The sequence below is a fragment of the Nocardiopsis oceanisediminis genome (assembly GCF_048595525.1).
Taxonomy (GTDB): Bacteria; Actinomycetota; Actinomycetes; order Streptosporangiales; family Streptosporangiaceae; genus Nocardiopsis_A; species Nocardiopsis_A oceanisediminis.
In genome coordinates, this window is sequence record NZ_JAFMZJ010000001.1 from 1,120,084 (window position 1) to 1,143,111 (window position 23,028).

23 protein-coding genes and 1 riboswitch are annotated in these 23,028 nt (G+C 74.9%); of the genes, 14 read left to right on the forward strand and 9 right to left on the reverse strand.

Going from position 1 to position 23,028, the window contains the following annotated elements; translation table 11 throughout:
- Positions 1 to 1,062 precede the first annotated feature (1,062 nt).
- From J0910_RS05140 to J0910_RS05150, 3 genes are all read left to right on the forward strand, one after another.
- The gene (locus tag J0910_RS05140) at positions 1,063 to 1,269 is read left to right on the forward strand and encodes a DUF5988 family protein (protein ID WP_420157362.1); all 207 of its coding nucleotides are present in this window, start codon (positions 1,063 to 1,065) and stop codon (positions 1,267 to 1,269) included.
- Positions 1,270 to 1,326: 57 nt separating this feature from the next.
- On the forward strand, positions 1,327 to 2,922 hold the full coding sequence (pdxR, locus tag J0910_RS05145) for a MocR-like pyridoxine biosynthesis transcription factor PdxR (RefSeq protein ID WP_420157363.1): 1,596 nt from the start codon (positions 1,327 to 1,329) through the stop codon (positions 2,920 to 2,922).
- A 201-nt stretch (positions 2,923 to 3,123) separates the two neighbouring features.
- Positions 3,124 to 4,146: a serine hydrolase domain-containing protein gene (locus J0910_RS05150; RefSeq protein ID WP_420157364.1), complete on the forward strand. Its 1,023-nt coding sequence runs from the start codon at positions 3,124 to 3,126 to the stop codon at positions 4,144 to 4,146.
- A gap of 98 nt (positions 4,147 to 4,244) precedes the next feature.
- On the opposite strand, the gene otsB is transcribed toward J0910_RS05150, so the two are convergent.
- Complete coding sequence (gene otsB / locus J0910_RS05155; protein WP_420157365.1) at positions 4,245 to 5,078, reverse strand: trehalose-phosphatase; 834 nt, start codon at positions 5,076 to 5,078, stop codon at positions 4,245 to 4,247.
- 80 nt (positions 5,079 to 5,158) lie between these two features.
- Positions 5,159 to 5,464, reverse strand: coding sequence for a DUF3263 domain-containing protein (locus J0910_RS05160; RefSeq protein ID WP_017592007.1), 306 nt, complete (start codon positions 5,462 to 5,464; stop codon positions 5,159 to 5,161).
- Between the two features lie 249 nt (positions 5,465 to 5,713).
- On the opposite strand from J0910_RS05160, the gene J0910_RS05165 reads away from it, so the two are divergent.
- Both J0910_RS05165 and J0910_RS05170 read left to right on the forward strand, forming a co-directional pair.
- On the forward strand, positions 5,714 to 6,964 hold the full coding sequence (locus J0910_RS05165) for a S8 family peptidase (RefSeq protein WP_420157366.1): 1,251 nt from the start codon (positions 5,714 to 5,716) through the stop codon (positions 6,962 to 6,964).
- 362 nt (positions 6,965 to 7,326) lie between these two features.
- Positions 7,327 to 7,923, forward strand: a complete 597-nt coding sequence (locus J0910_RS05170; RefSeq protein ID WP_420157367.1) for a GrpB family protein — start codon at positions 7,327 to 7,329, stop codon at positions 7,921 to 7,923.
- 37 nt (positions 7,924 to 7,960) lie between these two features.
- Here J0910_RS05170 and J0910_RS05175 read toward each other — a convergent pair whose 3' ends face one another.
- Positions 7,961 to 9,397: an alpha,alpha-trehalose-phosphate synthase (UDP-forming) gene (locus J0910_RS05175; protein WP_420161892.1), complete on the reverse strand. Its 1,437-nt coding sequence runs from the start codon at positions 9,395 to 9,397 to the stop codon at positions 7,961 to 7,963.
- Positions 9,398 to 9,705: 308 nt separating this feature from the next.
- Positions 9,706 to 9,846, forward strand: a riboswitch (SAM riboswitch).
- A gap of 13 nt (positions 9,847 to 9,859) precedes the next feature.
- Between J0910_RS05175 and thrC the strand changes: the two genes are divergently transcribed.
- The 3 genes from thrC to groL all read left to right on the forward strand — a co-directional run bounded on the left by thrC (position 9,860) and on the right by groL (position 13,445).
- On the forward strand, positions 9,860 to 11,125 hold the full coding sequence (thrC, locus tag J0910_RS05180) for a threonine synthase (protein ID WP_420157368.1): 1,266 nt from the start codon (positions 9,860 to 9,862) through the stop codon (positions 11,123 to 11,125).
- An 84-nt stretch (positions 11,126 to 11,209) separates the two neighbouring features.
- A complete protein-coding gene (locus tag J0910_RS05185) occupies positions 11,210 to 11,488 on the forward strand; it encodes a MoaD/ThiS family protein (protein WP_420157369.1) in 279 nt (92 codons plus the stop codon).
- A 325-nt stretch (positions 11,489 to 11,813) separates the two neighbouring features.
- Entirely contained in the window at positions 11,814 to 13,445 is a 1,632-nt protein-coding gene (groL, locus tag J0910_RS05190; protein WP_420157370.1) for a chaperonin GroEL, read from the forward strand.
- A 134-nt stretch (positions 13,446 to 13,579) separates the two neighbouring features.
- Here the strand turns inward: groL and J0910_RS05195 are convergent, their stop codons facing one another.
- On the reverse strand, positions 13,580 to 14,155 hold the full coding sequence (locus tag J0910_RS05195; RefSeq protein WP_420157371.1) for a dihydrofolate reductase family protein: 576 nt from the start codon (positions 14,153 to 14,155) through the stop codon (positions 13,580 to 13,582).
- Between the two features lie 109 nt (positions 14,156 to 14,264).
- On the opposite strand from J0910_RS05195, the gene J0910_RS05200 reads away from it, so the two are divergent.
- From J0910_RS05200 to J0910_RS05215, 4 genes are all read left to right on the forward strand, one after another.
- Complete coding sequence (locus J0910_RS05200; RefSeq protein WP_420157372.1) at positions 14,265 to 14,837, forward strand: TetR/AcrR family transcriptional regulator; 573 nt, start codon at positions 14,265 to 14,267, stop codon at positions 14,835 to 14,837.
- Positions 14,838 to 14,986: 149 nt separating this feature from the next.
- Entirely contained in the window at positions 14,987 to 15,625 is a 639-nt protein-coding gene (locus J0910_RS05205) for a phospholipid scramblase-related protein (RefSeq protein WP_420157373.1), read from the forward strand.
- Between the two features lie 193 nt (positions 15,626 to 15,818).
- Positions 15,819 to 16,403: a septum formation family protein gene (locus tag J0910_RS05210; RefSeq protein WP_420157374.1), complete on the forward strand. Its 585-nt coding sequence runs from the start codon at positions 15,819 to 15,821 to the stop codon at positions 16,401 to 16,403.
- 49 nt (positions 16,404 to 16,452) lie between these two features.
- The gene (locus J0910_RS05215) at positions 16,453 to 17,499 is read left to right on the forward strand and encodes an LLM class flavin-dependent oxidoreductase (RefSeq protein ID WP_420157375.1); all 1,047 of its coding nucleotides are present in this window, start codon (positions 16,453 to 16,455) and stop codon (positions 17,497 to 17,499) included.
- A 22-nt stretch (positions 17,500 to 17,521) separates the two neighbouring features.
- Here the strand turns inward: J0910_RS05215 and J0910_RS05220 are convergent, their stop codons facing one another.
- Positions 17,522 to 18,484 carry a R2-like ligand-binding oxidase gene (locus J0910_RS05220; protein ID WP_420157376.1) on the reverse strand — a complete coding sequence of 321 codons (963 nt, stop codon included), beginning with the start codon at positions 18,482 to 18,484 and terminating at the stop codon, positions 17,522 to 17,524.
- Positions 18,485 to 18,729: 245 nt separating this feature from the next.
- Between J0910_RS05220 and J0910_RS05225 the strand changes: the two genes are divergently transcribed.
- Positions 18,730 to 18,966, forward strand: coding sequence for a hypothetical protein (locus J0910_RS05225; protein ID WP_420157377.1), 237 nt, complete (start codon positions 18,730 to 18,732; stop codon positions 18,964 to 18,966).
- Between the two features lie 23 nt (positions 18,967 to 18,989).
- Here J0910_RS05225 and J0910_RS05230 read toward each other — a convergent pair whose 3' ends face one another.
- The 4 genes from J0910_RS05230 to J0910_RS05245 all read right to left on the reverse strand — a co-directional run bounded on the left by J0910_RS05230 (position 18,990) and on the right by J0910_RS05245 (position 21,680).
- Entirely contained in the window at positions 18,990 to 19,442 is a 453-nt protein-coding gene (locus J0910_RS05230) for a hypothetical protein (protein WP_420157378.1), read from the reverse strand.
- Positions 19,443 to 19,488: 46 nt separating this feature from the next.
- A complete protein-coding gene (locus J0910_RS05235) occupies positions 19,489 to 19,962 on the reverse strand; it encodes a hypothetical protein (RefSeq protein WP_420157379.1) in 474 nt (157 codons plus the stop codon).
- Positions 19,963 to 20,607: 645 nt separating this feature from the next.
- On the reverse strand, positions 20,608 to 21,243 hold the full coding sequence (locus J0910_RS05240) for a CD225/dispanin family protein (protein ID WP_420157380.1): 636 nt from the start codon (positions 21,241 to 21,243) through the stop codon (positions 20,608 to 20,610).
- A 104-nt stretch (positions 21,244 to 21,347) separates the two neighbouring features.
- Positions 21,348 to 21,680 (reverse strand): hypothetical protein, encoded by a 333-nt coding sequence (locus tag J0910_RS05245; RefSeq protein WP_420157381.1) that lies wholly within the window; start codon positions 21,678 to 21,680, stop codon positions 21,348 to 21,350.
- A gap of 216 nt (positions 21,681 to 21,896) precedes the next feature.
- Between J0910_RS05245 and J0910_RS05250 the strand changes: the two genes are divergently transcribed.
- Complete coding sequence (locus J0910_RS05250) at positions 21,897 to 22,718, forward strand: hypothetical protein (protein ID WP_420157382.1); 822 nt, start codon at positions 21,897 to 21,899, stop codon at positions 22,716 to 22,718.
- Positions 22,719 to 23,028: the final 310 nt, after the last annotated feature.

Genomic DNA, 23,028 nt, shown 5'->3' on the forward strand with positions numbered 1-23,028 from the left:
AAACCGGTGCAGAGGAGTGGTCCAAAGGGGGGGCGTCCCACGGGGCTGAGGTCCAGACGGGCGGCGACGGCGGAGGAGGGGCGGGGTGCGGGAGTCACCCGGGTGTGGCGCCTCACGGGGCGGGGGTTCAGGCGGGCGGCGAGGGCGGGAGCGGGTCCGGGGCGGCGGTCGTGTGCGGCGGGGCGGTGGGGCCGGCCGGAAGGGGGCGGGAACGCCGCGCCCGCGTCGCCGCCCCGTCCTCCGGGGGCGCCGGGCAGGGACGGCCGCGATCGCTGAAACCCCGTGACCTGGGTGAACACGAACAGTGAAGGGGGAGAGGGAGCGCCCTGCGCACCTGCGCGTCGCCCCGATGGCGCCGGGGTGCGCATCCCGGCCCGGATCGGACCCTTGCGTGCCCGAAGGGCGTTCTTTCGGGGCCGATCGGCAGGTTCGGAGCGCCCGGAAGGCGGGAAAGCGGGTGCCGGAACCCGTAAGAGGGCGGCGGAGGGGCGGTCCGCCGCCCCTCCCTCTCCTCGAAGCCCCGATTTCGCCACTCTGCGTGACCGAAGAGGGGGTGGGGCGGCCCCTGGGGCTTGCTACTCGCGCGTAGGCGTAGCCCGGGGCCACGCGGAGGTGCGCAGGGCCGCCCCATCCCGCCCACTCGCCACCAGAAACCCGACATATGAGGTATTCCTCCTGCCTGCAGGCCCAGGCCCTCCCCCGGCCCGCCTTCACCCCGCCATCACCGCAGACCGGCCCGGCAGGCGAACACGGCGCCCGCTCGCCTGAACCTTCACCCCGTGGGGCCCGCACCCGGGTGAGACCCGGGCCCCGGCCCGCCCGGCCCTGCCTCCTCCGTCGCCGCTGCTTGAGCCTTCACCCCGTGAGGCGCCGCGCCCGGCTGAGACGCCCGGCCGCCCGCCCTCTTCCGCCGTCGCCGCCTGTCTGAACCTCCGCTCCGCGATTTGCCGCGCCCGGTCGAAGAGGGGAGAGCGGATCGGTGCCGGGGCCGGGAGGGAGCCGGTTCCGGGTGGGGCCGCGTCGCTCCCCGTGGGGTGGGAGGGCGGGTGGGATACTCGGGGCATGGACGATGGCGCGAAGGCGTTCCTCGAAGGCGGACCGGGGGACCTGCGCGAGCGGGTCGTTCCCGTCAGGCCTTCGGAGGGCGAGATCAAGATCCCCTTCCAGGGCGGATACGAGCACTTCACCGCGACGCCGAGGCAGCGGGAGACCCCGGAGGGCCGGCTCCCGGTCTACGAGTGGTCCTCCCGGACGAAGGTGGCCGAGTAGGGGCACCGCGGCGCTCCCCGTCGGCACTCCGGCCGGCGGTGTCGTTACCGTGGGCCCGTGGAGCGGTCGAAGGACGGGGAAGAGGAGCGGGCCGGCGCCCGCCCGGCCGGTTCGGGCGCCGACTTCCTCCAGTTGGACACGGCGGAGGCGCCCCGCGGCGGCCTGGCCGGATGGCTGGCCGGGCGGCTGCGCGCGGCCATCGCCGACGGCCGGCTGCCCACCGGCTCGCGGCTTCCGCCCACCCGGACGCTCGCCGCCGAGCTCGGCGTCTCCCGCGGCGTCGTCACCGAGGCCTACCGGCGGCTCAGCGAGGGCGGCCAGATCAGCGGGCGGGGCCGGAACGGCACCGTGGTCACCGCCGCCCCGGCCCTGGTCCCCCCGTCCTCCGCCGCGCTGTTCGCCCCGGTCTCCGAGCCCGCTGTTTCCGAACCCTCCTCTTCCGAGTCGTCCGACGAGCCGCCGACCCGGGCCTCCGCGCTGTCCGCCGCACCCACCCCCGGCGGGCCGTTCTCCGCCGCTCCCGGGGCGGACGTCTTCGCGGAGCTGCGCGCCGCCCCCGCCCGGTACGACCTGACCCCCGGCGTGCCGTCGCTCTCGGCGTTCCCCCGCGCGGCGTGGCTCCGCGCCGAGCGGGCGGTGCTGGACGGCCTCTCCGCCGCCGACCTGGGCTACGGCGACCCCGCCGGCGCGCCCGCGCTGCGCCGCGCGGTCGCCGGCTGGCTCGCCCGCAACCGCGGCATCCGCGCCGACCCCGGCGAGGTGGTCATCGTGGCCGGCGTCTCCCAGGCGCTGTCCATGCTGGTCCCGGTCCTGGCGGAGCGGGGCATCGGCGCCGTCGCGGTGGAGGAGCCCGGGTCGATGGGGGTCCGCCGGCACCTGGCCGGCCGCGGCGCCGCCACCCCGCCGGTCCCGGTCGACGAGCACGGCATCCGGGTCGGCGAGCTGCGCGCCACCGGCGCCCGCGCGGTCGTGCTCACCCCCGCCCACCAGTTCCCCACCGGGGTCGTCCTCGGCGGGGAGCGCCGCCGCGAACTGGCCGAGTGGGCGCGCGCCGGCGGCCTGGTCGTTGAGGACGACTACGACGCCGAGCACCGCTACGACCGCCCGCCGGTGGCCGCCTTCCGCTCGCTCCTCCCGGACCGGGTCTGCTACCTGGGCAGCGTCTCCAAACTGCTGGCGCCCGCGCTGCGCACCGGCTGGATCGTGCCGCCGCCGGAGCTGCGCGGCCCGCTCGCCGCCGCCAAGCGCGACGACGACCTCGGCAACGCCGTCCTCCCGCAGCTGGTCCTGGCCCGGCTGATGGACTCCGGCGACATGGAGCGGCACCTGCGCTTCCTGCGCCGGCGGCACCGCCGCAGGAGGGACGCGATGATCGGCGCGCTCGCCGCCGGGCTGCCCGACGCCCGGGTGCACGGCGCCGCCGCGGGCCTGCACCTGACCGTCACCTTCGGCGGGGACTTCGACGACACCGCGCTGGCCGCGGCGGCGCTGGCCGAAGGGGTGAAGACCCAGCCGCTCTCCTGGCACCGCCGGCTCCCCGGCCCGCCCGGCCTGGTGCTGGGGTACGCGGCCTGCTCCCCGGGCGCGATCGCCGACGCCGTCGCGCTGCTGGCCCGCGCCCGGCGCGGCTTCCCCGGCCCTCACCGGCGGTGATGCGGCGCAGGAAGAAATGCACGACATCTCGGCCCGAAACGGGTGCCCGAATCCCCGGAACCGTGGCACGGGCGCCCGGTCCGCCAGGTTCGGCGGTTTTCGGTCCGGGCGGCGCGGGGCAATCGGCGGCGGAGGGGGTGAGGCCGCCCGGTGCGGGGGGTATCGCCACAGCGGGGAGTGGGATTTTCGGGGGGAGGGCGCGTGCACGACGGTGACTGGGTCGCGGAAACGGCGACGGACATCCGCGGCGTGCTGAAGGTGATGGTCGACGCCGGGTGGCTTCCCGGGGGGACCGCGGTCGTCGGCACCGGGAGCATGTGGGAGTTCGTGGCGGTCGGCGGGATCATCGGGGGCCGGGGCGACCTGCTCTCCGGGCCCGATGTCCGCTACGACGTCGCGAGCCTCACCAAGGTCATGGCGACCTGGCCGCTGGCCGGGCGCGCCGCCCGGGAGGGCCTGCTCGGGCTGGACGAGCCGCTGGGGCGGTACCTGCCGAACGGCCCGTACCCCGGCGGGGAGGTCACCGTCCGGCAGATCCTCACGCACACCTCCCGGCTCAACCCGGTGAGCTGGCTGGAGACCTACGTCGGCACCGAGCGGGACCTGGCCGAGGCGATCCTGGCCGAGCCGCTGGACGAGGAGGGGTACCGCTACATCGACCGCGGGTTCATCCTGCTCGGGCTGGTCCTGGAACGGCTGCTGGACACCACGCTGGACGTGGCCATGCACGACCTGTGGCGGGAGGCGGGGATGTCCGCCACCGGCTACGGGCCGCTGCCGCGCTCGGCCGGGGTCGCCCCGACCGAGCGGAGGCTCCCCGGCACCGGGCCGATATGGGGCGTGGTGCACGACGAGGCGGCCGCGCTGATGGGCGGCATCGCCGGGCACGCCGGCCTGTTCAGCACCGCGATCGACGTGGGCGCCTTCGCCCGCGAGGTGCTGCGCTCCGCGGAGGGGGAGGAGGGGACGCTGGTCCCGGCGGAGTTCGTGCACGAGAGCTGGGCCCCGGCGGTCCGCATCGACGAGCGGCTCTCCCGCGGGCTGGCCTGGCTCGTCGACGACGAAGGGGTGGTCTACCACCACGGCTACACCGGGACCAGCCTGTTCCTGCAGCCCTCCACCGGCCGCTACGTCGGCCTGCTGACCAACGCGGTGCACTACGGCCGCAAGCGCACCGGCCTCAGCGACCTGCGCGCGGCGGCCCGCGCCTGCTTCTCCGCCTGAGCCCGGCCGCCCCTTTCCGATGATCTTGACGTTGCGGGGGTATCAGAGCGCTCTGATACCCCCGCAACGTCAAGATCATCGCCGTGGGGGCGGGGCGCTCAGTCCGGGCGGACCGCCGCGAGCAGCGCCTCCAGCAGCTCGGCCACCCCGGGCGGGCCGTCCACGACCAGGTCGGCCTCCTCCGCCAGCGCGGACACCTCGGCGGAGCCGCTGCACACGGCCAGCCCCGGCACCCCGCCGGCGCGCAGCCGGCGCACCGCGGCGAAGGCGGGCAGGTCGCCCAGGTCGTCGCCGGCGTACAGGACCGACCGGGCGCCCCGGTCGGCGGCGAGGGCGGCCAGCGCGGCCCCCTTGTCCATCCCCGGCGGGCGGAGCTCGACCACCATCCGGCCCGGCTCCACCGCCAGCCCGGTCCGCTCGGCCAGCCGGGCCAGCGGCTCCCGGAACTCGCGCAGCGCCCCGCCGGGGTCGGCGGCGCGGCGGGTGTGCACCGCCAGCGAGCGGTCCTTGTCCTCCACCGCGGTGCCCCGGGCGCCGGGGAACCGGGCCCGCACCGCCTCGACCAGGCCGGGCAGCTCCGCGCGGACCTCGGCCAGGCCCGGGTGCGGCTCCGGGGCGTCCAGCCGGCCGCCCTCCCACCGCTCCAGGCCGTAGTGGCCCAGCACGGTGATGCCCGGCACCCGGTCCAGCCCGCCGTAGTCCACCGCGGTCGCGGCGGGGCGGCCGGTCACCACCGCGGTGCCGCCGACGAGCGGGGCCAGCGCGGCCAGCGCGCCGACCACCGACGGGAGCGGCCGGGAGTCGCGCGGGTCCGCGACGATCGGGGCGAGCGTGCCGTCGAAGTCGAAGGCGAGCAGCGCCGACGAGGGCTCCGAGGCGATCGCGGCGAGCGCGGCGCGCCCGGCGGGCGTACTCGGGCGGGGCAAGGGCATGGGCGGACCTGTTCCCTGCGGGAGCGAGCGGGGTGCGGCGGAGCGCGGCCCACCGGGCGGACCCGGTGCGGGGCCGGATCTCAGAGGCGGATTCCCAGGTCGCGGGCGGTCCGCTGGCGGCGGCGGTCGGCGCGCAGCCGACGGAGGCGCTTGACGGTCAGCGGGTCGAACGCCTGGGCCTCGGGCCGCTCGACGAGGCCGTTCAGCAGTTGGTAGTAGCGGGTGGGCGAGAAACCGAACTCATCGCGGATGGCCTGCTCCTTGGAGCCTTCGAGCTTCCACCACTGGCTCTCGAAGGCGAGGATGCGGCGCTCGCGCTCGGCGAGGCCGGCGGGCTCGGATGAGGGGTCGGACGGTTCTCGGTCACGGGTAGTGGAGTCTGGCATCGCACGTCTCCAGGTCGGGATCGGCGCGAATCATCGTAGCGAGTCGGGGTGACCGACACGGGGCGTGTGGTGCGGAACGACCGGAACGGTAAGGAAGTGCTGTCCAATCCAGCAGGGCCGGCTGTCCGGCACGCATACCCGCGCGAAGCTGGCAGAATTGCCGGTGCACACGGCACCGACCCGCGCACTCGCCGGAGAAGCCGCAGGTGGGCGCGGGTAGGAGAGACGGCTCAGGGGGATTGCTTCATCATGCGCACCAGGCAGGCCGGCACGCACCTCGGGCGCGGACTGGTGGCGGTCCCCCTGCTCGGAGCGGTGATCGCCGCCCAGATGGGCGCCGGGACCGCCGCCGCGGACACCGGTTCGGGCGGTCTGCTGCGCGAGCAGTGGGCCCTGGAGGCGATCGGGGCGCAGGAGGCCTGGGACGCCGGTGAGTCCGGTGAGGCCGGCGACGAGGAGGCGGGCCGCGGAGGCGGCGCCACCGTCGCGATCGTCGGCACCGGCGTCGACACCGACCACCCGGACCTGCGCGGCGAGGTCACCGAGGGCACCGACTTCTCCGGCGGCCCGGGGGAGGGCGCCGACGGCTCCTCCACCGCGCTGGCCGGCATCGCCGCCGCCCGCGGCCACGGCAAGGAGCACCTCGGCGGCGTGCTCGGCTCGGCGCCCGGCGCCGGGCTGCTCTCGGTCCGGGTGGCCCCCGAGGGCGGGGAGGCCGCCGACGCCGACGCGCTGGAGCGCGGCATCCGCTACGCGGCGGGCGAGGGCGCCCAGGTCGTGGTGGTGGCCGAGGGCGTCTCCGGCGGCCAGGACGCCGAAGGGGTGGCCGACGCGGTGGCCGGCGCGGTGCGCTCCGGCGCGCTGGTGCTGCTGCCCGCGGGCGACCCGGTGGCCGGGGCGGCCGGGGACGTGGAGGGCGTGCTCACCGTCGGCGCGGTCGGCGAGTCCCTGGCACCCGCCGCGGGCGGGACCGGGGCCGGGACCCCGGGCGGAACCGGGGCCGGCGCCGACCTGCTCGCCCCCGGGACGGGCGTGGACGCCATCGCGGCCGGCGGCGACTACGCGGAGGTCAGCGGGGACGACGCGGCGGCCGCGCTGGCCGGCGGCGTCGGCGCCCTGGTCCGCGCCGCCCACCCGCAGCTCCTCCCGGCGCAGGCCGCCGAGGCGCTGACCGGGGGCGCGGAGAACGGCGTGCTCAGCGCGCCCGGCGCGGTCCGCGAGGCGGCCGCCGCGGCCGAGGGCGTCCCGCTCTACGACGAGGACCTGGTCACCGAGGACGGCGGCCTGCCGGTCCCGGCCTGGACGCTGTGGACCGCGGGCGGCGTGCTGCTCATCGCCCTCGCGGTGGCCGGCGTGGTGCTGTTCCGCCGCGCCACCCGGAACCCCTACGACCTGCCCGAGGACGAGCCGGTCGAGGTGCCCGCCGCCGCGGCCGAGCAGGAGCGCACCACCCGCTCCATCGGCCGCCGCCGCAAGGGCGCCGGCCGCCGCCGGAAGTAGCGCCCGCGCCGGCCCCGGAGGGCGGAGGGCCGTACCCGCTGATGAACCGGGGCCGGGGTCGGCCGCCGGGCGTCCGAGGGGCGGTGTGCGGTCGGATCGCTCCCGCGCCCCCGGGAGTGGCCGGAAGCGGCGCCCGCGCCGGGAGCGGCTCCCGCCGGCGGGCCGGGGCGGGCGTCCGCCCGCTCTTTCGGGGATCGCGGCCCGGAGCGGTGGTCCGGTGCAGGCCGGGAGGGGGAGAGGGGCGGTCCGCCCGCCTTTCCCGGAGCCTTCCGGAGCGGGGAGCGGGCGGCCGGAAGCGGCCTCGGGGGGCCGGGAGCGGCACCAGGGTTGACAAGGGGGCCCCAGGTCACAAGAGTGCCTGCATGTCCCCCAGCACCGAACCCCCCGCCCCGCTGCCCGTGCGCGGTGCGGACCCGGATGTCGCCGCCGCCGTCGAGACCCGGCACTTCGACCGGGCGACCGGCCGGGTCCTGCTCGTCGAGCCCGACCCGAAGTGGCCCTACCTGTTCCAGCGCGAGGTCGAGCGGCTCCGCGGCCTGCTCGGCGAGGCGGCCCTCGGCATCGAGCACGTCGGCTCCACCGCCGTCCCCGGCCTGGCCGCCAAGCCCTGCGTCGACATCCTGCTGCTGGTCGCCGACCCCGAGGACGAGGAGGCCTACCGGCCCGCCCTGGAGGGCGCCGGGTACCGGCTCTTCCTGGTCGAACCGGAGCGCTCCGGGCACCGCGGCTTCAAGGGGCCCGACGTCAACGTGAACCTGCACGTCTACCCGGAGGGCCCGGAGGCCCGGCGGATGCTGCGGTTCCGCGACCGGCTGCGCTCCTCCGCCGGGGACCGGGAGCTCTACGAGCGGACCAAGCGGGAGCTGGCCGAGCGGACCTGGGGGTCGGTCCGGGAGTACGGCGACGCCAAGACCGGGGTGGTCGACGAGATCCTGTCCCGGGCCGGCGGGGAGGACTGAACCCGCCCCGCCGCCGGACGGGAGCGGGGCGGGCGGGTCAGCGCAGGGCGTCGAGCTGGCGGCGGAACCAGCGGGTCGGCGGGAGGGCGGTGGCCGCCTCGACCAGCCGCTCGCACCGGGCGGCCCGCTCCTCGGCGGGCATGGAGAGCGCGGCGTGCAGCGCCTCGGCGGTCTCCACCACGTCGTACGGGTTGACCAGCAGCGCGTCCGCGCCCAGCTCGTCGGCGGCGCCGGCCTCGGTGGACAGCACCAGGGCGCAGCCGCGCTCGGAGAGCACCGGCCCCTCCTTGGCGACCAGGTTCATCCCGTCCCGGATCGGGTTGACCAGCAGCACGTCGGCCATCCGGTAGGCGGCCAGGGAGCGCGGGAAGTCGTCGTTGACCTCCAGCACCAGCGGGGTCCAGTCCGGGGTGGCGAACTCCTCGGTGATCTCCTCGGCCAGCCGCCGCACCCGCTCGGTGTAGGCGAGGTACTCCGGCACGTCGGTCCGGCTGGGGTAGGCGAAGGCCAGGTGGGAGACCCTGCCGCGCCATTCCGGGCGGGAGCGCAGCAGCTCGCGGTAGGCCTCCAGGCCGCGGACGATGTTCTTGGACAGCTCGGTGCGGTCCACCCGGACGATGAGCCGGCGGTCCCCGACCCGCTCGCGCAGCGCCGCGGCGCGCTCGGCCACGTCCTCGGCGGCGGCCCGCCCGCGCAGCCCGTCGGCGTCGGCGCCCAGCGCGTGCACCTCCACCCCGATCACCCGGCCGCCGTACTCGACGGTGCGCCGGACCGGGTCCACGGTGGCGCGCAGGAACTCGGCGCAGCAGCGCAGGAAGGCGTCGGCCCAGCGGGGGCTGAGGAAGCCCAGGTGGTCGGCGCCGAGCATGCCCTCCAGCAGCTCGCGGCGGACGTCGGAGGGCAGCAGCCGGAAGTACTCCGGCGGCGCCCAGGGGGTGTGCGAGAAGTGCGCGATGCGCAGGTCCGGGCGGCGGCCGCGGAGCATCCGGGGGAGCAGCGCCAGGTGGTAGTCCTGCACGGCCACCCGGGCGCCCTCGCCGGAGCCGGTGAGCAGGGCCTCGGCGAAGGCGGCGTTGTAGGCGCGGTAGTCCGCCCAGCGGGTGCGGAACCCGGTGCCGAAGTCGGGCGCGTTGGGGGTGTCGTACAGCATGTGCTGGACGAACCAGAGCGTCGAGTTGGCGATCCCGGTGTAGGCGTTGTCGAACACGTCCTGCGGGATGTCGAGCATGGTGACGCGCATGCCGCCCAGGTCGGCGACGCGGTCGATGCGGCCGTCGCCGGACTCGGCGGCGGCCTTGCGGTCGGCGTCGGAGAGCGCCGCGCACACCCACAGCGTGTCGGTGCCCTCGGCGGCGGAGCTGAGCCCGGAGACCAGCCCGCCGCCGCCGCGGCGGTGGCCCAGCGAGCCGTCCGCGCCGATCGAGAAGGACACCGGGCCCCGGTTGGAAGCGACGAGGATCTGCGCCTTGTCCACCTGTTCGTTCACCTCTCGCCGTGTGGTCGGTCAGGAGCGCGCCCTGGCGCGGCCGCTGAGCGCGGGAAGCGCCGAACCACGCGCGGGGTCCGCCCCCGCGTGGTCTTAAGGGTTTCGCCCTGCGCGGGCGGCCGCAAACCCCCCACCGGTCACGGCCGCCCCGGGCGCCTGTGACATCCGCCATCGGTGTAATCCGGGTCACTCGGTCTGGAAAGGCGGCCGCGCCGTCCGTTACAGTGGCGATCGGATTCCCAACCGGAAGCGTGGACAAAACGGACGCGGTCCGGGATCCGCCGACAACTTCATATTGCTCATCCAGAGGGGTGGAGGGACCGGCCCTGCGAAGCCCCGGCAACCATCTCGGTGCGTGCGCTCGTAACCAGGCGAGGCGGCCGGGGCAGGTGCCAACTCCGGCCTGGGGCCAGATCGGTCGCCAGGGAAGATGAGGGGAGACGCCTCGCCATGGCGATTGCCGCCACCGAACCCGCCGCCACCTCCGCCCGGCCCTTCGGCCCCGCCGCCGCGCTGTCCTGCCGGGAGTGCGGCGAGCGCTACGACCTCGGCCCGAAGTTCGCCTGCGAATTCTGTTTCGGCCCGCTGGAGGTCGCCTACGACCACGGCGCGGTCACCCGCGAGCAGATCGAGGCCGGGCCGCTGAACATCTGGCGCTACGCCCCCCTGCTGCCCGTCCCGGCCGACGTGGACGAGCTGCCCAACATGAAGCCCGGCCTGACCCCGCTGGTCCGCGCCGACCGCCTCGCCGCCGAGCTGGGCCTGCGCTCGCTGCACGTCAAGGACGACTCCGGCAACCCCACCCACTCCTTCAAGGACCGGGTGGTGGCCATCGCCGTCGAGGCCGCCCGCACCTTCGGGTTCCGCACCCTGTCCTGCTCCTCCACCGGCAACCTGGCCGGCGCGGTGGGCGCCGCGGCCGCCCGCGCGGGCTTCGAGTCCTGCGTGTTCATCCCGGCCGGCCTGGAAGAGGGCAAGGTCGTGATGGCCGCGGTCTACGGCGGCAAGGTCGTCGCCCTGGACGGCAACTACGACGACGTGAACCGGTTCTGCTCCGAGCTCATCGGCGACCCGGCCGGCGAGGACTGGGGCTTCGTCAACGTCAACCTGCGCCCCTACTACGGCGAGGGCTCCAAGACGCTGGCCTACGAGATCGCCGAGCAGCTCGGCTGGCGGCTGCCCGAGCAGATCGTGGTGCCGATCGCGTCCGGCTCCCAGCTCACCAAGATCGACAAGGGCTTCCAGGAGCTGATCAGGCTGGGCCTGGTGGAGGACCGCCCGTACAAGGTCTTCGGCGCCCAGGCCACCGGGTGCTCCCCGGTCGCCCGCGCCTTCGAGCAGGGCCACGACGTGATCCAGCCGGTCAAGCCGGACACCATCGCCAAGTCGCTGGCGATCGGCAACCCGGCGGACGGCCCCTACGTGCTCGACGTGTGCCGGCGCACCGGCGGCGCGGTCGCGCACGTCAGCGACGCCGAGGTGGTCGACTCGATCAAGCTGCTCGCCCGCACCGAGGGGATCTTCGCCGAGACCGCGGGCGGCGTCACCACGGGCGTGCTGCGCAGGCTGCTGGCCGAGGGCGTGCTCGACCCGCAGGCCGAGACGGTGGTGCTGAACACCGGTGACGGCCTGAAGACGCTGAACGCGGTGGACTCCGGCGTCACCGCCACCATCCGGCCGTCCCTGGACGCCTTCAAGGAGGCCGGCCTGCTCTAGGCCGAGCCCGCCCCCCGGAAACCTGGTGCCTTTCCCGAACGCCTCCGTCCGGGCGGCCCCGCGCGACAAGGAGAACCCACAGCCATGAGCGTCAGTGTCCGAGTCCCCACCATCCTGCGCACCTACACCAAGGGCGCGGCCCAGGTGACCGCCGAGGGGGCCACCCTCAACGAGGTCCTGAACAGCCTGGACGCCGACCACCCGGGCATCCGGGCCCGGATCGTCGACGACTCCGGCAAGCTGCGCCGGTTCGTCAACGTCTACGTCGGCGACGAGGACGTCCGGTTCGCCGAGGGCCTGGAGACCGCCACCGCCGACGGCACCGAGGTGTCGATCATCCCCGCCGTGGCGGGCGGCTGCTGACCCCGGCCGAGCCTCTTCCGACCGCCGCATCCGGTGCGAACCGGGTGCGGCGTTCGTGTTTCCCGGACCTCGGCCGGGACCGGCCGCAACCTGGTTGACCTGCGGGTAACCGCCGGGAGAAACCTCCGCAAGGCGTTTGCACTCGCAGGGGTCGAGTGCTAAAAAGGGGAGTCGTTAGCACTCCGAGACCTGGAGTGCTAACTCGGGATCGAGACGATGAGGCTGCGGCCGCCGGCACCGGAACGCCGTCGGGACCGCGGTCGTCCGTCGCGGGCGTCGGCTCGTTCCTTCGCGTATCAGCCCGTCCCGGGAGGACAGGAAGTCTATGGCAGCCAAACTGATCGCGTTCGACGAGGAAGCCCGTCGCGGCCTCGAGCGCGGCATGAACACGCTCGCTGACGCCGTCAAGGTGACGCTCGGCCCGAAGGGCCGCAACGTCGTCCTGGAGAAGAAGTGGGGCGCCCCCACGATCACCAACGACGGTGTCTCCATCGCCAAGGAGATCGAGCTCGAGGAGCCGTACGAGAAGATCGGCGCCGAGCTCGTCAAGGAGGTCGCGAAGAAGACCGACGACGTCGCCGGTGACGGCACCACCACCGCCACCGTGCTGGCCCAGGCCCTGGTGCGCGAGGGCCTGCGCAACGTCGCCGCGGGTGCCAACCCGGTCGGTCTGAAGCGCGGCATCGAGGCCGCCGTCTCCCGCATCAGCGAGGAGCTGGCCAAGCTCTCCAAGGAGATCGAGACCAAGGAGCAGATCGCCTCCACCGCCTCCATCTCCGCCGGCGACACCCAGATCGGCGAGGCCATCGCCGAGGCCATGGACAAGGTCGGCAAGGAAGGCGTCATCACCGTCGAGGAGGGGCAGACCTTCGGGCTCGAGCTGGAGCTCGCCGAGGGCATGCGCTTCGACAAGGGCTACATCTCGCCCTACTTCGCCACCGACCTGGAGCGGATGGAGACGGTCCTCGAGGACCCCTACATCCTCATCGTCAACTCCAAGATCTCCAACAACAACGAGTTCCTCCCCGTTGTGGAGAAGGTCCTGCAGGCCGGCCGTCCGCTGATGGTCATCGCCGAGGACGTCGAGGGCGGCGCCCTGCAGACGCTGGTCGTCAACAAGATCCGCGGCACCTTCAAGTCCGTCGCGGTCAAGGCCCCGGGCTTCGGCGACCGCCGCAAGGCGCAGCTGGGCGACATCGCGGTCCTCACCGGCGGCCAGGTCATCACCGAAGAGGTGGGCCTCAAGCTGGAGAACACCGAGCTGGACATGCTCGGCCGCGCCCGCAAGGTCGTCGTCACCAAGGACGAGACCACCATCGTCGACGGCGCCGGCGACGCCACCGCGATCCAGGGCCGGGTCAACGAGATCCGCTCCGAGATCGAGCGCACCGACTCCGACTACGACCGCGAGAAGCTCCAGGAGCGCCTCGCCCGCCTGGCCGGCGGCGTCGCGGTCATCAAGGCCGGTGCCGCCACCGAGGTGGAGCTCAAGGAGCGCAAGCACCGCATCGAGGACGCCGTCCGCAACGCCAAGGCGGCCGTCGAGGAGGGCATCCTGCCCGGCGGCGGCGTCGCGCTGCTGCAGGCGGGCGTCCCGGCCTTCGAGAAGCTGGAGCTCTCCGGCGACGAGGCCATCGGCGCCGACATCGTGCGCCGCGCCATCGAGGAGCCGCTGAAGCAGATCGCGGTCAACTCCGGCCTTGAGGGCGGGGTCGTGGCCGAGAAGGTCAAGGGCCTCGAGGCGGGTGTCGGCCTGAACGCCGCCACCGGCGAGTACACCGACCTGTTCAAGGACGGCGTCATCGACCCGACCAAGGTCACCCGTTCCGCGCTGCAGAACGCCGCGTCCATCGCGGGCCTGTTCCTGACCACCGAGGCGGTCATCGCGGACAAGCCGGAGAAGGCCGCCGCCGGCGGCGCCGACCCGACGGGCGGCATGGGCGGCATGGACTTCTAAGTCCCCGTCCGGTCTCACCGGGTACGCGGTAGCAGCACCCGCGACAGCGAGGGCGGTCCCCGAAACGGGGGGCCGCCCTCCGTCGTGTCCGGCGGCCTCCCCGAGGGCGCGCCGCCCCGGGGAGGCCGCCGGGATCAGGCCCGGCGGTACAGGGTGTAGTCGGCGCCGCTGTCGAAGACGTGCCGGGAGACCGGCTCGAACCGGGCGGGGGCGTGGCCGGCCCCGTCGAACAGCGGCTTGCCCGCGCCGAGCAGCACCGGGTAGCGCTTGATGAACAGCGCGTCGATCTCGGGCAGCAGCGCCGCGGCGGCCTTGGCCCCGCCGACCAGGCAGATGCCCAGCTCCCCGTCCTCCGCCTTGAGCCCGCGGACCGCCTCCACCGGGTCGCCGGAGATGAAGTGCACCGCCGGGTCCGGGCTGGTCCGGGAGGCGGACAGGACGTACTCGCGCATGTGCGCATAGGGGCGGGTGACGCCCTCGTCCAGGGCGACCCGGTAGGAGCCGTGGCCCTGGACCATGGTGTCGAAGCGGCGGTTGGGGCCGAGTTCGAGCCCGTACCGCTCGCGGACGCCCGCCGGGATCAGCTCCGGGTACTCGGCGAAGTGGAACGCGGCGGTGTCCTCGGCGTGCGGGAAGGCGTCGAACGAGCCGTCCGGCGCGCAGATGTAGCCGTCCACGGAGACGGCGACGAAGTAGGTGAGTTCACGCATGGGGACCTCCAGGCCGGAACGGGCGCGGTGTCGGGGCGGCCCCGAATCACTTCAGTTATAGTACTTCGTGTGTAGTGGTTGCAACCCGTCTCCGAGGAGGACCCCGAACATGGCCAAGAACCCCCGCCGCCGGGCAGAGCTGCTCGACGCCGCGCTCCGGGTGCTCGCCGGGCAGGGCGCGCGCGGGCTGACCTTCCGCGCGGTCGACGCGGAGGCCGGCGTCCCGGCCGGCACCGCGTCGAACTACTTCGCCGGCCGCGACGACCTGCTCAACCAGGCCGGCGCGCACATCTACGTGCGGCTGACCCCCGACCCCGAGCAGGCCGCCGAGGCGCTGAGCGGCGCACCCACCAAGGAGCACCTGGCGGAGCTGATGCGCTGGATCGTCGGCCGGATGGCGGAGAACCGCACCGTCTACCTGGCCCTGCTGGAGCTGCGCCTGGAGGCGACCCGGCGGCCGGAGCTGCGCGCCACGCTCACCGAGCGGATCCGCGAGGACCTGGAGGCCAACGCCGCCGGGCACGCCGGGTCCGGGATGCCCGGCGGGCGGACCGAGGTGGTGCTGCTCTACCTCGCCGTCAACGGGCTGGTCGCCGAAGTGCTCACGCTGCCCGGGGTGCTGGACGGCGAGCGGGACCCGGACGAGCTGATCGGCCTGATGGTGGACCGCCTGGTCCCCTGAGCGCCGCCGCCGGGGCCCGCGCCTCCTCCGCGCCGGCCCCGGGGCCCGCGCCTCCTCCGCGCCGGCCCCGGGGCCGAGAGGGGGAGACCCCGGTTCAGCGCGGGTGTGCTCCGGGGTCCTGGGAGATCTCCCAGATGTTCGAGGGGAAAATGAGAAATCTGGGAACCCGGTCGGGGGTGGGGGCGTCCAAAGCCGACGTGGAGGACCTTTTCGACACCGTTCCGATCATCGTGAAGCAGCCCAAGCGCTTCTTCGTCGATGAGTCGGAGTACCACTGCTACGACGCCCGCGGCCGGCACGTCGCGCACGTCTGCGAAGAGGGGCTCGACGGCGGTATGCGGGCGCTCCGCTTCCTCGCCGAGAACACCTCGGGCTTCGCGCGCAAGCTGGTGGTGAACGACGCCTACCGGCGCCCGCGGCTGCGGATCCACAAGCAGTGGTCGCTGTGGACGGCGTCGACGAGCATCATGCTGGCCGACGGGACCCCCGTGGGCTACATCGACCAGGACTTCCGGCTGTTCAAGGCGGGCTTCCGGCTGCTGGACGGATGGAAGCGCCAGGTCGGGACGCTCAACGGGGACTTCTGGGGGTTCCGCTTCCGGATCGACGACGCGAGCGGCCACGAGGTCGCGAAGGTCGATCGCAGCGTCCCCGACCTGGGGGAGTTCTTCACCGCGGCGGACAGCTACGTGCTGTGGCGGCGCTATCCCGGCCTGCCCGAGCCGCTGCGGACCCTGGTCCTGGCCGCGGGCATCACGGTCGACCTGGTCCTCGCCGAAGGGAAGTAGCGGGCCCGGCCGGGCCCGGAGACCGCTCCGGTCGTGCGCGGCGCCCCGCGCGGGCGGCCGGTTCCCGTCCCCGCGGGAACCGCGGCCCAGAACAGCAAAAAGAATCCGATTTGTCGGATTTGAGAGTTATATTCGCCGGGTTCGGCAGACCTCCCGGCCACATCCCCGATCTGTGAAAACGGAGCCACCCCCGATGTCCCTCGACACCACCGCCATCGCCCCACTGGCCAAGAAGGCGCTGCTGGGCGCCGCCCTCATCGGCGCCGTCACCATGAGCTCCGGCTGCGGCGCGCTGATCAGCGGCATCCAGCAGGCGCAGCAGGAGTCCCAGGGCGCCTCCGACGCCCCGCCCCCCGCGAGCGACACCCCGGCCGACGCGCCGAGCGACCCCGCCACCGACGTGCCCGCCGCGGAGGAGGACGTCGCCGCCTTCGACATCTCCGTCGGCGACTGCCTCAACGACGAGAGCATCGTCGGCGAGGTCAGCGAGGTGCCGCTGACCGAGTGCTCCTCCCCGCACGACTCCGAGGTCTACGCCTCCACCACCTCCGGCGCCACCACCTGGCCGGGCGAGGACGGCATGGCCCAGGAGGCGCAGGAGTTCTGCGAGACCGAGTTCTCCACCTTCATCGGCGTCCCGATCGACCAGTCGATCTACCAGTTCAGCTACTACACCCCGACCCAGGACGCGTTCGACGCCTTCGACCGCGAGATCTCCTGCGTGGTCTCCGACCCGTCCGGCCAGACCACCGGCAGCCTCGCCGGCGTCGCGCAGTGACCCCGGGCGCCGGGCGGAATGCCCGGCGCCGCGGGGTGTTGTGCTGGACGTGACTTCAGTGCAGGAAGCCCCCGCCGCCGCTCCCGCCCCCGCCCCCGGCGGGCCGCGGCTCTCCGTCCTGGACCGGTCCAGCATCCGCGAGGGGCAGGACCCCTCCCGGGCGGTGCGCGAGACCGTCGAGTTCGCCCGCGCCGCCGAGGAGCTCGGCTACCACCGCTTCTGGGTCTCCGAGCACCACGGGGTGCCCGGCCTGGCCGGGCCGGCCCCGGCGGTGCTGGCGATGGCGGTCGCCGAGCGGACCTCCTCGATCCGGGTCGGCACCGGCGGCGTGATGCTGCCCAACCACCGGCCGCTCGCCGTCGCCGAGCAGTTCGGGGTGCTGGAGGCGCTGCACCCCGGCCGGATCGACATGGGGCTGGGCCGCTCCCTGGCGTTCACCTCCGGGATCCGCCGGGCGCTGGGCACCGGGCGGGACTCCGCCGCGGACTTCCCCGAGCGCCTGGCCGAGCTGCTCGGCTACTTCACCGGGGACCAGCACGACCACCCCGGGGTCCGGGCCTACCCGGGGGAGGGGCTGCGCCCGTCCCCCTTCCTGCTCGGCACCGGGGAGGGCTCGGCGGAGCTGGCCGGGCGGCTCGGGCTGGCGCTGGTCACCGCGCCGGTCCGGGGCGAGGACGCGATGGCCGGGACGGTCGCCCGCTACCGGGAGGCCTTCCGCCCGTCGGTGTGGGGCGCCGAGCCCTACGTCGCGGTCTCGCTCGGCGTCGCGGTCGCGCCGACCGGGGAGCAGGCGCGCCGGCTGCTGGTCCCGGAGGCGTGGGCGCAGGCCTACTCCCGGACCCGGGGCGTCTTCCCGCCGCTGGAGCCCGCGGAGCGGGCCGCCGAGCGGGAGATGACGCCCCGGCAGCGGGAGTACCTGGAGGAGTCGGTCGCCGCGGGCCTGTACGGCACCCCCGACCGGGTCCGCGCCGAGCTGGCCCGGCTGACCGCGCGGGTCGGAGCCGAGGAGGTGCTGGTCACGCTGAGCACCTACGACCGGGCGGAGATGCTGGACTCCTACCGGATGCTGGCCGAGGCGCCCGCGCCCGCCCGCTGAGCGGGGCGCCCCCGGCGGCCGCTCAGGCCAGCCGGGACATCGCGGCCCGGTCCTCCTCGCCGAACCGCTCCTCCAGCTCCTCGGGGGAGGCGTCCACATCGATCCGGGTGACCGGTACGCCGCGGGCGGTCTCGATGGCGCCCAGCCGGCGCAGCGCCCGGTCGGTGGCGTAGCGCAGCAGCTCGCCCTCGGGCAGCTGGTACCGCCGGTCCTCCTCGCTCTCCAGCGGGGTGTCGGCGGAGGCCACGGTGGCCTGCAGGTGCGGCAGCAGCTCCTCCAGCCGGTCGGTGACCACCTGCCAGTTGGCGTCGTCGGCGGCGACGTGCCGCCGGCAGGTGAAGGTTCCCCAGGCCATGTGCCGCCGCTCGTCGTCGCCGATCCGCCGGATGATCTCCCGCATGCCGGGGAAGATGTTCCGCGCCGTGCACAGGTGGTTCCAGGAGTAGTAGCCGGTCAGCGCGAGGGCGCCCTCGATGACGTGGTTGTAGGTGACCGAGGCGCGCACCTGGTTGGCCGGGGTGGGCTCATCGAGCAGCAGGTTCAGCGACTCGGGCAGCTCCCGGTAGAACAGCGCCCGGTAGCCGGGGTTCCGGTCGATGTGGGCGTGCAGGTCCTCGGTGACGCCGACGGCGTCCAGCCAGAGCCGGAACGCCTGGACGTGCTTGGCCTCCTCGAAGGCGAACTGGGTCAGGTACATCTCGTCGCCGATCCGCCCCTCGGCGGCCATCGCCCGGATGAAGGGCTGGATGTCCTCGGTCACCGCCTCCTCCCCGGCGACGAACTGCGCGCAGAGCCGGAGGATCCGCTCCTGGGCCTCGTCGCTGAGCCCCTTCCAGTCCTCGGCGTCGGCGGCCATGTCGATCGCGGCGGGGTCCCAGAACTTGGCGTTGCCCTTGGCGAACAGCCGCAGCGGGAAGGAGTCCCAGTTCAGCCCGCCGCGGCGGATGGAATGGAAGCCGTCGCGGGCGGGGGCGGTCTCGGTCATGCGGGGTACCTCCGTGGCCTCGAAGTCGCTCCCCATGATTCGACTCGGTATGTCGGAATGTAAAGCGCCTGGGGGACTTTCTCCCTGAAAGGGATGGAACGGCGGCCCGGAGGCGATCCGGGCCGGACCGGCGGCCGGATGCGGACCGCCCGAAGCGCGCGAGGCGGTACGGTCATGGTGACCGCGCGGCGCCGGACCGGGCCGGGCGGTCCCGCGACCCGCCCCGCCGACCACCGGGAGAGAACGTGTTCTGTGGCGACCCGCTGGCTCCCGGCTACGCGGACTGCACCCACCAGATGACGATCTTCGCCATCGCCTCCTCCATCCCGGCGATGCTGGCGCTGATCCTGATGGTGGCCGCCTTCGCCACGCCCGCGATGAAGGCCGCGCCGGCGCTGCGCACCCGCACCCTCGGCTACTCCCTGCTGGCCTGGGTCATCGCGGGGTTCACACTGGTCATGGGGGTTCTTCCGTCGGTGTGAGCCGGCCGCGGCGCACCGCCGGCTCAGGGAGGCGTCGCCGAAGAGGCCGACATGTCGGCCAGCATGATGGACATCACCACGAAGTAGGCGATGATCGCGAGGATCCCCAGCCCCACCAGGCCGATGTGGATCCAGTTGGAGATCCAGGCGTACTTCGTGAACCGCCGGAACCGCTCGACGTCGTGCTTCTCCGACATCGCGATGACCGCGAACACCATGCCGACGGCGTTGGTGAGCATGCTGCAGAGGAGCATGGTGATCAGAGCGGTCACCAGCGCGCCGATCGCCCTGCCCTGGCCCGCCTCGATCTCCGGGTGGGTGGCCGGCGGGTACGGGTGGTGGGCGTACGGCGGCGGCTGCTGCTGCGGCCCGTGCCCGGTGCCGGGCGGGGGGAAGGGCCGCTGGGCGCCGGTCTGGTAGCCGGGCGGCGGGTCGTAGCCTCCGGGGCGCTGGGACGGGGGCCACTGGTCGCTCATGTGTGCTCCGCTCTTCTCGGTTCCGGCGCTCCGGAGCGCCTCGTGGTCAGGACAGCAGGGCCAGCGCCATCACCATGACGCCGAGCAGGACCGCGGCGATCACGGCCAGGTAGACGAGGATGCAGGCCCAGGTGCGGGCGATGTTCCGCTCCACCGCCTCCGGGTGCCGGGAGCCCACGGCCAGCGCGCCGAAGACCACGCCGGGGACGTTGATCAGCAGGCCGAGCAGCGGGATCCCGATCAGCAGGCACAGCAGCGGGAAGAGCAGGCTGAGCAGGGCGCACAGCAGGGCGGCGACGGCGGCCCCGGTCCGCGCCGGAGGACCGGAGGGGAGAGCCGGAGCGGGCTGCGGGGGCGGCGCGGCCGCCGTGCGGTAGGCCTGCGGCACCGGGGGCCGCGCCGCCGCGGCCTGCGGTACCGGTGCGGCCGGGACCGGCGCGGGCGCCGTCCCGGCGGGCGGCGGCATGAGGACGGGACCGTCCTCCCAGAACCGCTCGGTGGCGGGCCGGTGCCCCTGCATGCGTTCCCCTCCTCCCGGACGGCCGGCTCATCGGAGCGGCGTTCCCGAGGCGCTCCCGCTCCCCGAGGTGACGGCGATCAGCAGGAAGCCGGTCAAAACGCCGATGCCCATCGTATTCCAGGCGTTGCGGCGCAGCCCGTGCCGCAACGCCTCGTCGGGGGGCGAGCGGCATGCCGGCGGCGGACACGGGCGCGGTGGCCCCGCGAACAGGGGTGCGGCGGGCCGTCATCGCGATCGCGGCAGGGCCGCCGAGGCGCGGCCCGGGGCGGTCTCCGGGGGCGCCGGCGGCGGTGTCGGCGTCCTGCTCGGCGACGGTGCGGTACCCGGCGCCGGGCGGCGGCACCATGCCGTCGCGGGGGTCGTGCACGGGGCGTCCTCCAGGGCGTTCTCCGTCTCGCCCCTCTGATGGGCGCCCGGGCGCCGCGGGTTCCGCGGCGGCCGGATCCGGCCGCCGGCCGGGCCCGTACCCGGGGAAGGCGCCGCGGCCGCCCCGGCCGGTTCCGGGCCGGCCGCGGCGCCGGCGGGCTCGCGGGAGAAGGACGGAGGGCCCGGCGGCGGCCCCACCGCCGGACCCCGGTCCGTCGGCGGGGACGGCCCTCCGCGCCGCCCCAAGGCGGCGGTCCCGGCGCCGGAGGAGGGGCGGCCTCAGTACAGGACGTTGCCCGGGACGAACCCCTGCACCCAGGAGCCCGCCCGGGTGAGCATCCACAGGGTGAGCACGGCCATCACGAAGAACATCACGGCCGCCGCGCCCAGGCAGTACCAGGAGTACCGGGCCAGCGTCTCGGCCTCCTCGTAGAGCCCGCGGTCGCGCTTGTGCCCGGCGCGCACCGCGAACACGATGCCGACCACGCCGAAGATCCAGTTGGCGCAGCACAGGAAGGTCAGCGCGTGCAGGATGAGCGCCATCGTGGAGCTGCTGGAGCCGCCCCCGGCGGCGGGGGCCGGGCGCTCGGCGCGCGCCTCGCGGTCCTCGTGGTCCGCCTCGTCTCCGCGGTCCTCGCGCACCTCGCGGCCGGTGTCCGTACCGCGGTCGGCGCGGGCCGGGCGCCCGGTGCCCGCCCCGCGCTCCGCGCCCGCCCCGTGCCCGGGGCGCGCCGCGCGGTCCTCGCGGCGGTCCGGGCGCCCTTCGGGCGGGGCGGGGGCGCGGTCCGCGCGCGGCTCGGCCCGCTCCCGCCGGGGCGGCTCCTCCCGGGCGGGCCCCTCGGGTCTGCGGGAGCGCCGGGGCGGTGGCTCGTCACGGGGGGACGCGGCGCCGGGCGGCAGCTGCGGGTCGCTCATCGCGGCCGACCCTTTCTGTTTCTCGGGGGCCTTCGAGGTCCCTCCTATCTCACCAGAAGGCGCGATCCCGCGCAGGGCCGGGATTCCGCTCGGCCGGGGCCGGATCAGTCGAAGTCGATGCGGACCGAGTGGACGCTGAGCAGCGGCGGGATCCACTGGGTGGCGTCGCGGCCCGCGCCGAGCGCGACCCCGGTGCAGTCCGGCCCGGAATAGAGCGCGTAGTCCGCGATCGGGTCGGCGTCGGCGTAGCCCACCGGGCGGGGCGCGGGGAAGGTGTGGCAGCCGTCCTCGACCTCCAGCACGGTGTGGCCGATGCCGGGGGCGGCGTAGAGCGCCAGGGTTCCGGAGTCGGCGGTCGCGGCGCCGGCCGCGGGGGCCGCGCCCAGCAGGAGTCCGGTGAGGGCGGCGACCAGGGCCGCGGAGCCGGGTGCGCGCATGTCGGCCTCTCTCGTCGGTGGGGACCGGGGCGGGCGGCCGCCGGTCGTCGGCGCGGGGGGCAGGGCTCATTCATACACCGCGGAGCGGGCTCGCGTGGCTACTTTCGGTCATCAAAACGGAAGTGGGTCGGCCGACCGGTACTCGGTGAACGGGATATTCGCCGAGCATCGGGTGATTCCGGGCGGGCGGCACCGATCTTGCGGCACCATGTGCCCATGACCGAGCAACCCGATCGCCTGGTCCTGGACTACGTATCGCGGGTGGGGGAGGCCGCGTACGGGGCCGTCCCCTCGCGGCGGCGGGTCGCCTTCCTCGCGGAGGTGCGGACCAGGGTGGACGAGGCCTGTGCGGCCGCCGGCGCGCGCAGCGCGGACGATGTGCGCCGGGTGCTGCGCGGCTTCGGCGCCCCGGAGGACGTCGTCGAGGCGGAGCTCGCCGCGCGCGCCGGGGAGCCGGACGGCCCCGGAGAGAACGGCGCGGGCGGGGGCGCGCCGGGGGACCGGGTCTACCGGCGCCGCGAGCCGCCGCCGTGGCGGGGCGGCCCGGAGACCGGCTGGCTGGGGTCGCGGGCCGGGACCGGGCGGGCGGTCGCGGTCGGTCCGGAGCGCGGCTCGCCCATCGTGACGACCAGGTCGCGGAGTACGGCCGGCCGGGCCGCGGGCACCCTCGGTGCGCTGCTGTCCCACCCGGCCGAGCTGGTCGCCCTCCTGCTCCACCTGGCCGGGGCGGTCCTCGCGGCCGCGGCGCCGCTGTGGCCGGTGGCCGCCGTGATGGTGGCGCTGAGCCGGGTGTGGCGGCGCAGCGACAAATGGGTGCTGGTGGGCGTGCCGATCGCGGCGACCGCGGTCGGCATGGCGCTGTGGCCGGGGGAGGCGCCCTATGTGGACCAGTACCTGCTCGGCTCGCTCGCCGAGACGGGGCTGACCGGCCTGCGCGCGGCGCTGGCGGGGTGCGCCGTGTACATGCTGCTCCGGATCGGCGGATCGGCCGGAAAAGCCGCCGGGGAGAAGGCGCGGAACGGGGTCATGGGCCGTTAAATCCTCCGGAATAACATCCTTGACCTGCACTTTCATGGGCGTGTCGGGAGGGCGGCCCGGGTAAGCATGGACCTGCGTCGCCGTTTTCGGACAGCGGTCCCAGTGCGGACGGCGCGATCGGCGCCCGCCGTATCCGGGGCGCCTGGCAGGTCCGACGCCGCCCCGGCTCCGCCGGGTCCCGTCCCAGCACTCCGCAACCAGCGGTGGCGGGGCGGCCGTCAGAGAGAGGCCCGGAAATCCGCTTCCGGGCCTCTCGCCTTGTCCGGGGCGCTGGCCGGATATGGCCGATGCGTTTATCCGCATTTGGCGG

Bases quoted from the DNA above. Each gene is read 5' to 3' on its own strand.
- J0910_RS05240 (WP_420157380.1), bottom strand. From the start codon at position 21,243: ATGAGCGACCCGCAGCTGCCGCCCGGCGCCGCGTCCCCCCGTGACGAG.
- J0910_RS05185 (WP_420157369.1), top strand. From the start codon at position 11,210: ATGAGCGTCAGTGTCCGAGTCCCCACCATCCTGCGCACCTACACCAAG.
- groL (WP_420157370.1), top strand. From the start codon at position 11,814: ATGGCAGCCAAACTGATCGCGTTCGACGAGGAAGCCCGTCGCGGCCTC.
- J0910_RS05220 (WP_420157376.1), bottom strand. From the start codon at position 18,484: ATGACCGAGACCGCCCCCGCCCGCGACGGCTTCCATTCCATCCGCCGC.
- J0910_RS05140 (WP_420157362.1), top strand. From the start codon at position 1,063: ATGGACGATGGCGCGAAGGCGTTCCTCGAAGGCGGACCGGGGGACCTG.
- otsB (WP_420157365.1), bottom strand. From the start codon at position 5,078: ATGCCCTTGCCCCGCCCGAGTACGCCCGCCGGGCGCGCCGCGCTCGCC.
- J0910_RS05195 (WP_420157371.1), bottom strand. From the start codon at position 14,155: ATGCGTGAACTCACCTACTTCGTCGCCGTCTCCGTGGACGGCTACATC.
- thrC (WP_420157368.1), top strand. From the start codon at position 9,860: ATGGCGATTGCCGCCACCGAACCCGCCGCCACCTCCGCCCGGCCCTTC.
- J0910_RS05170 (WP_420157367.1), top strand. From the start codon at position 7,327: ATGTCCCCCAGCACCGAACCCCCCGCCCCGCTGCCCGTGCGCGGTGCG.
- J0910_RS05200 (WP_420157372.1), top strand. From the start codon at position 14,265: ATGGCCAAGAACCCCCGCCGCCGGGCAGAGCTGCTCGACGCCGCGCTC.
- J0910_RS05210 (WP_420157374.1), top strand. From the start codon at position 15,819: ATGTCCCTCGACACCACCGCCATCGCCCCACTGGCCAAGAAGGCGCTG.
- J0910_RS05235 (WP_420157379.1), bottom strand. From the start codon at position 19,962: ATGCAGGGGCACCGGCCCGCCACCGAGCGGTTCTGGGAGGACGGTCCC.
- J0910_RS05160 (WP_017592007.1), bottom strand. From the start codon at position 5,464: ATGCCAGACTCCACTACCCGTGACCGAGAACCGTCCGACCCCTCATCC.
- J0910_RS05205 (WP_420157373.1), top strand. From the start codon at position 14,987: ATGAGAAATCTGGGAACCCGGTCGGGGGTGGGGGCGTCCAAAGCCGAC.
- J0910_RS05250 (WP_420157382.1), top strand. From the start codon at position 21,897: ATGACCGAGCAACCCGATCGCCTGGTCCTGGACTACGTATCGCGGGTG.
- J0910_RS05165 (WP_420157366.1), top strand. From the start codon at position 5,714: ATGCGCACCAGGCAGGCCGGCACGCACCTCGGGCGCGGACTGGTGGCG.
- J0910_RS05230 (WP_420157378.1), bottom strand. From the start codon at position 19,442: ATGAGCGACCAGTGGCCCCCGTCCCAGCGCCCCGGAGGCTACGACCCG.
- J0910_RS05245 (WP_420157381.1), bottom strand. From the start codon at position 21,680: ATGCGCGCACCCGGCTCCGCGGCCCTGGTCGCCGCCCTCACCGGACTC.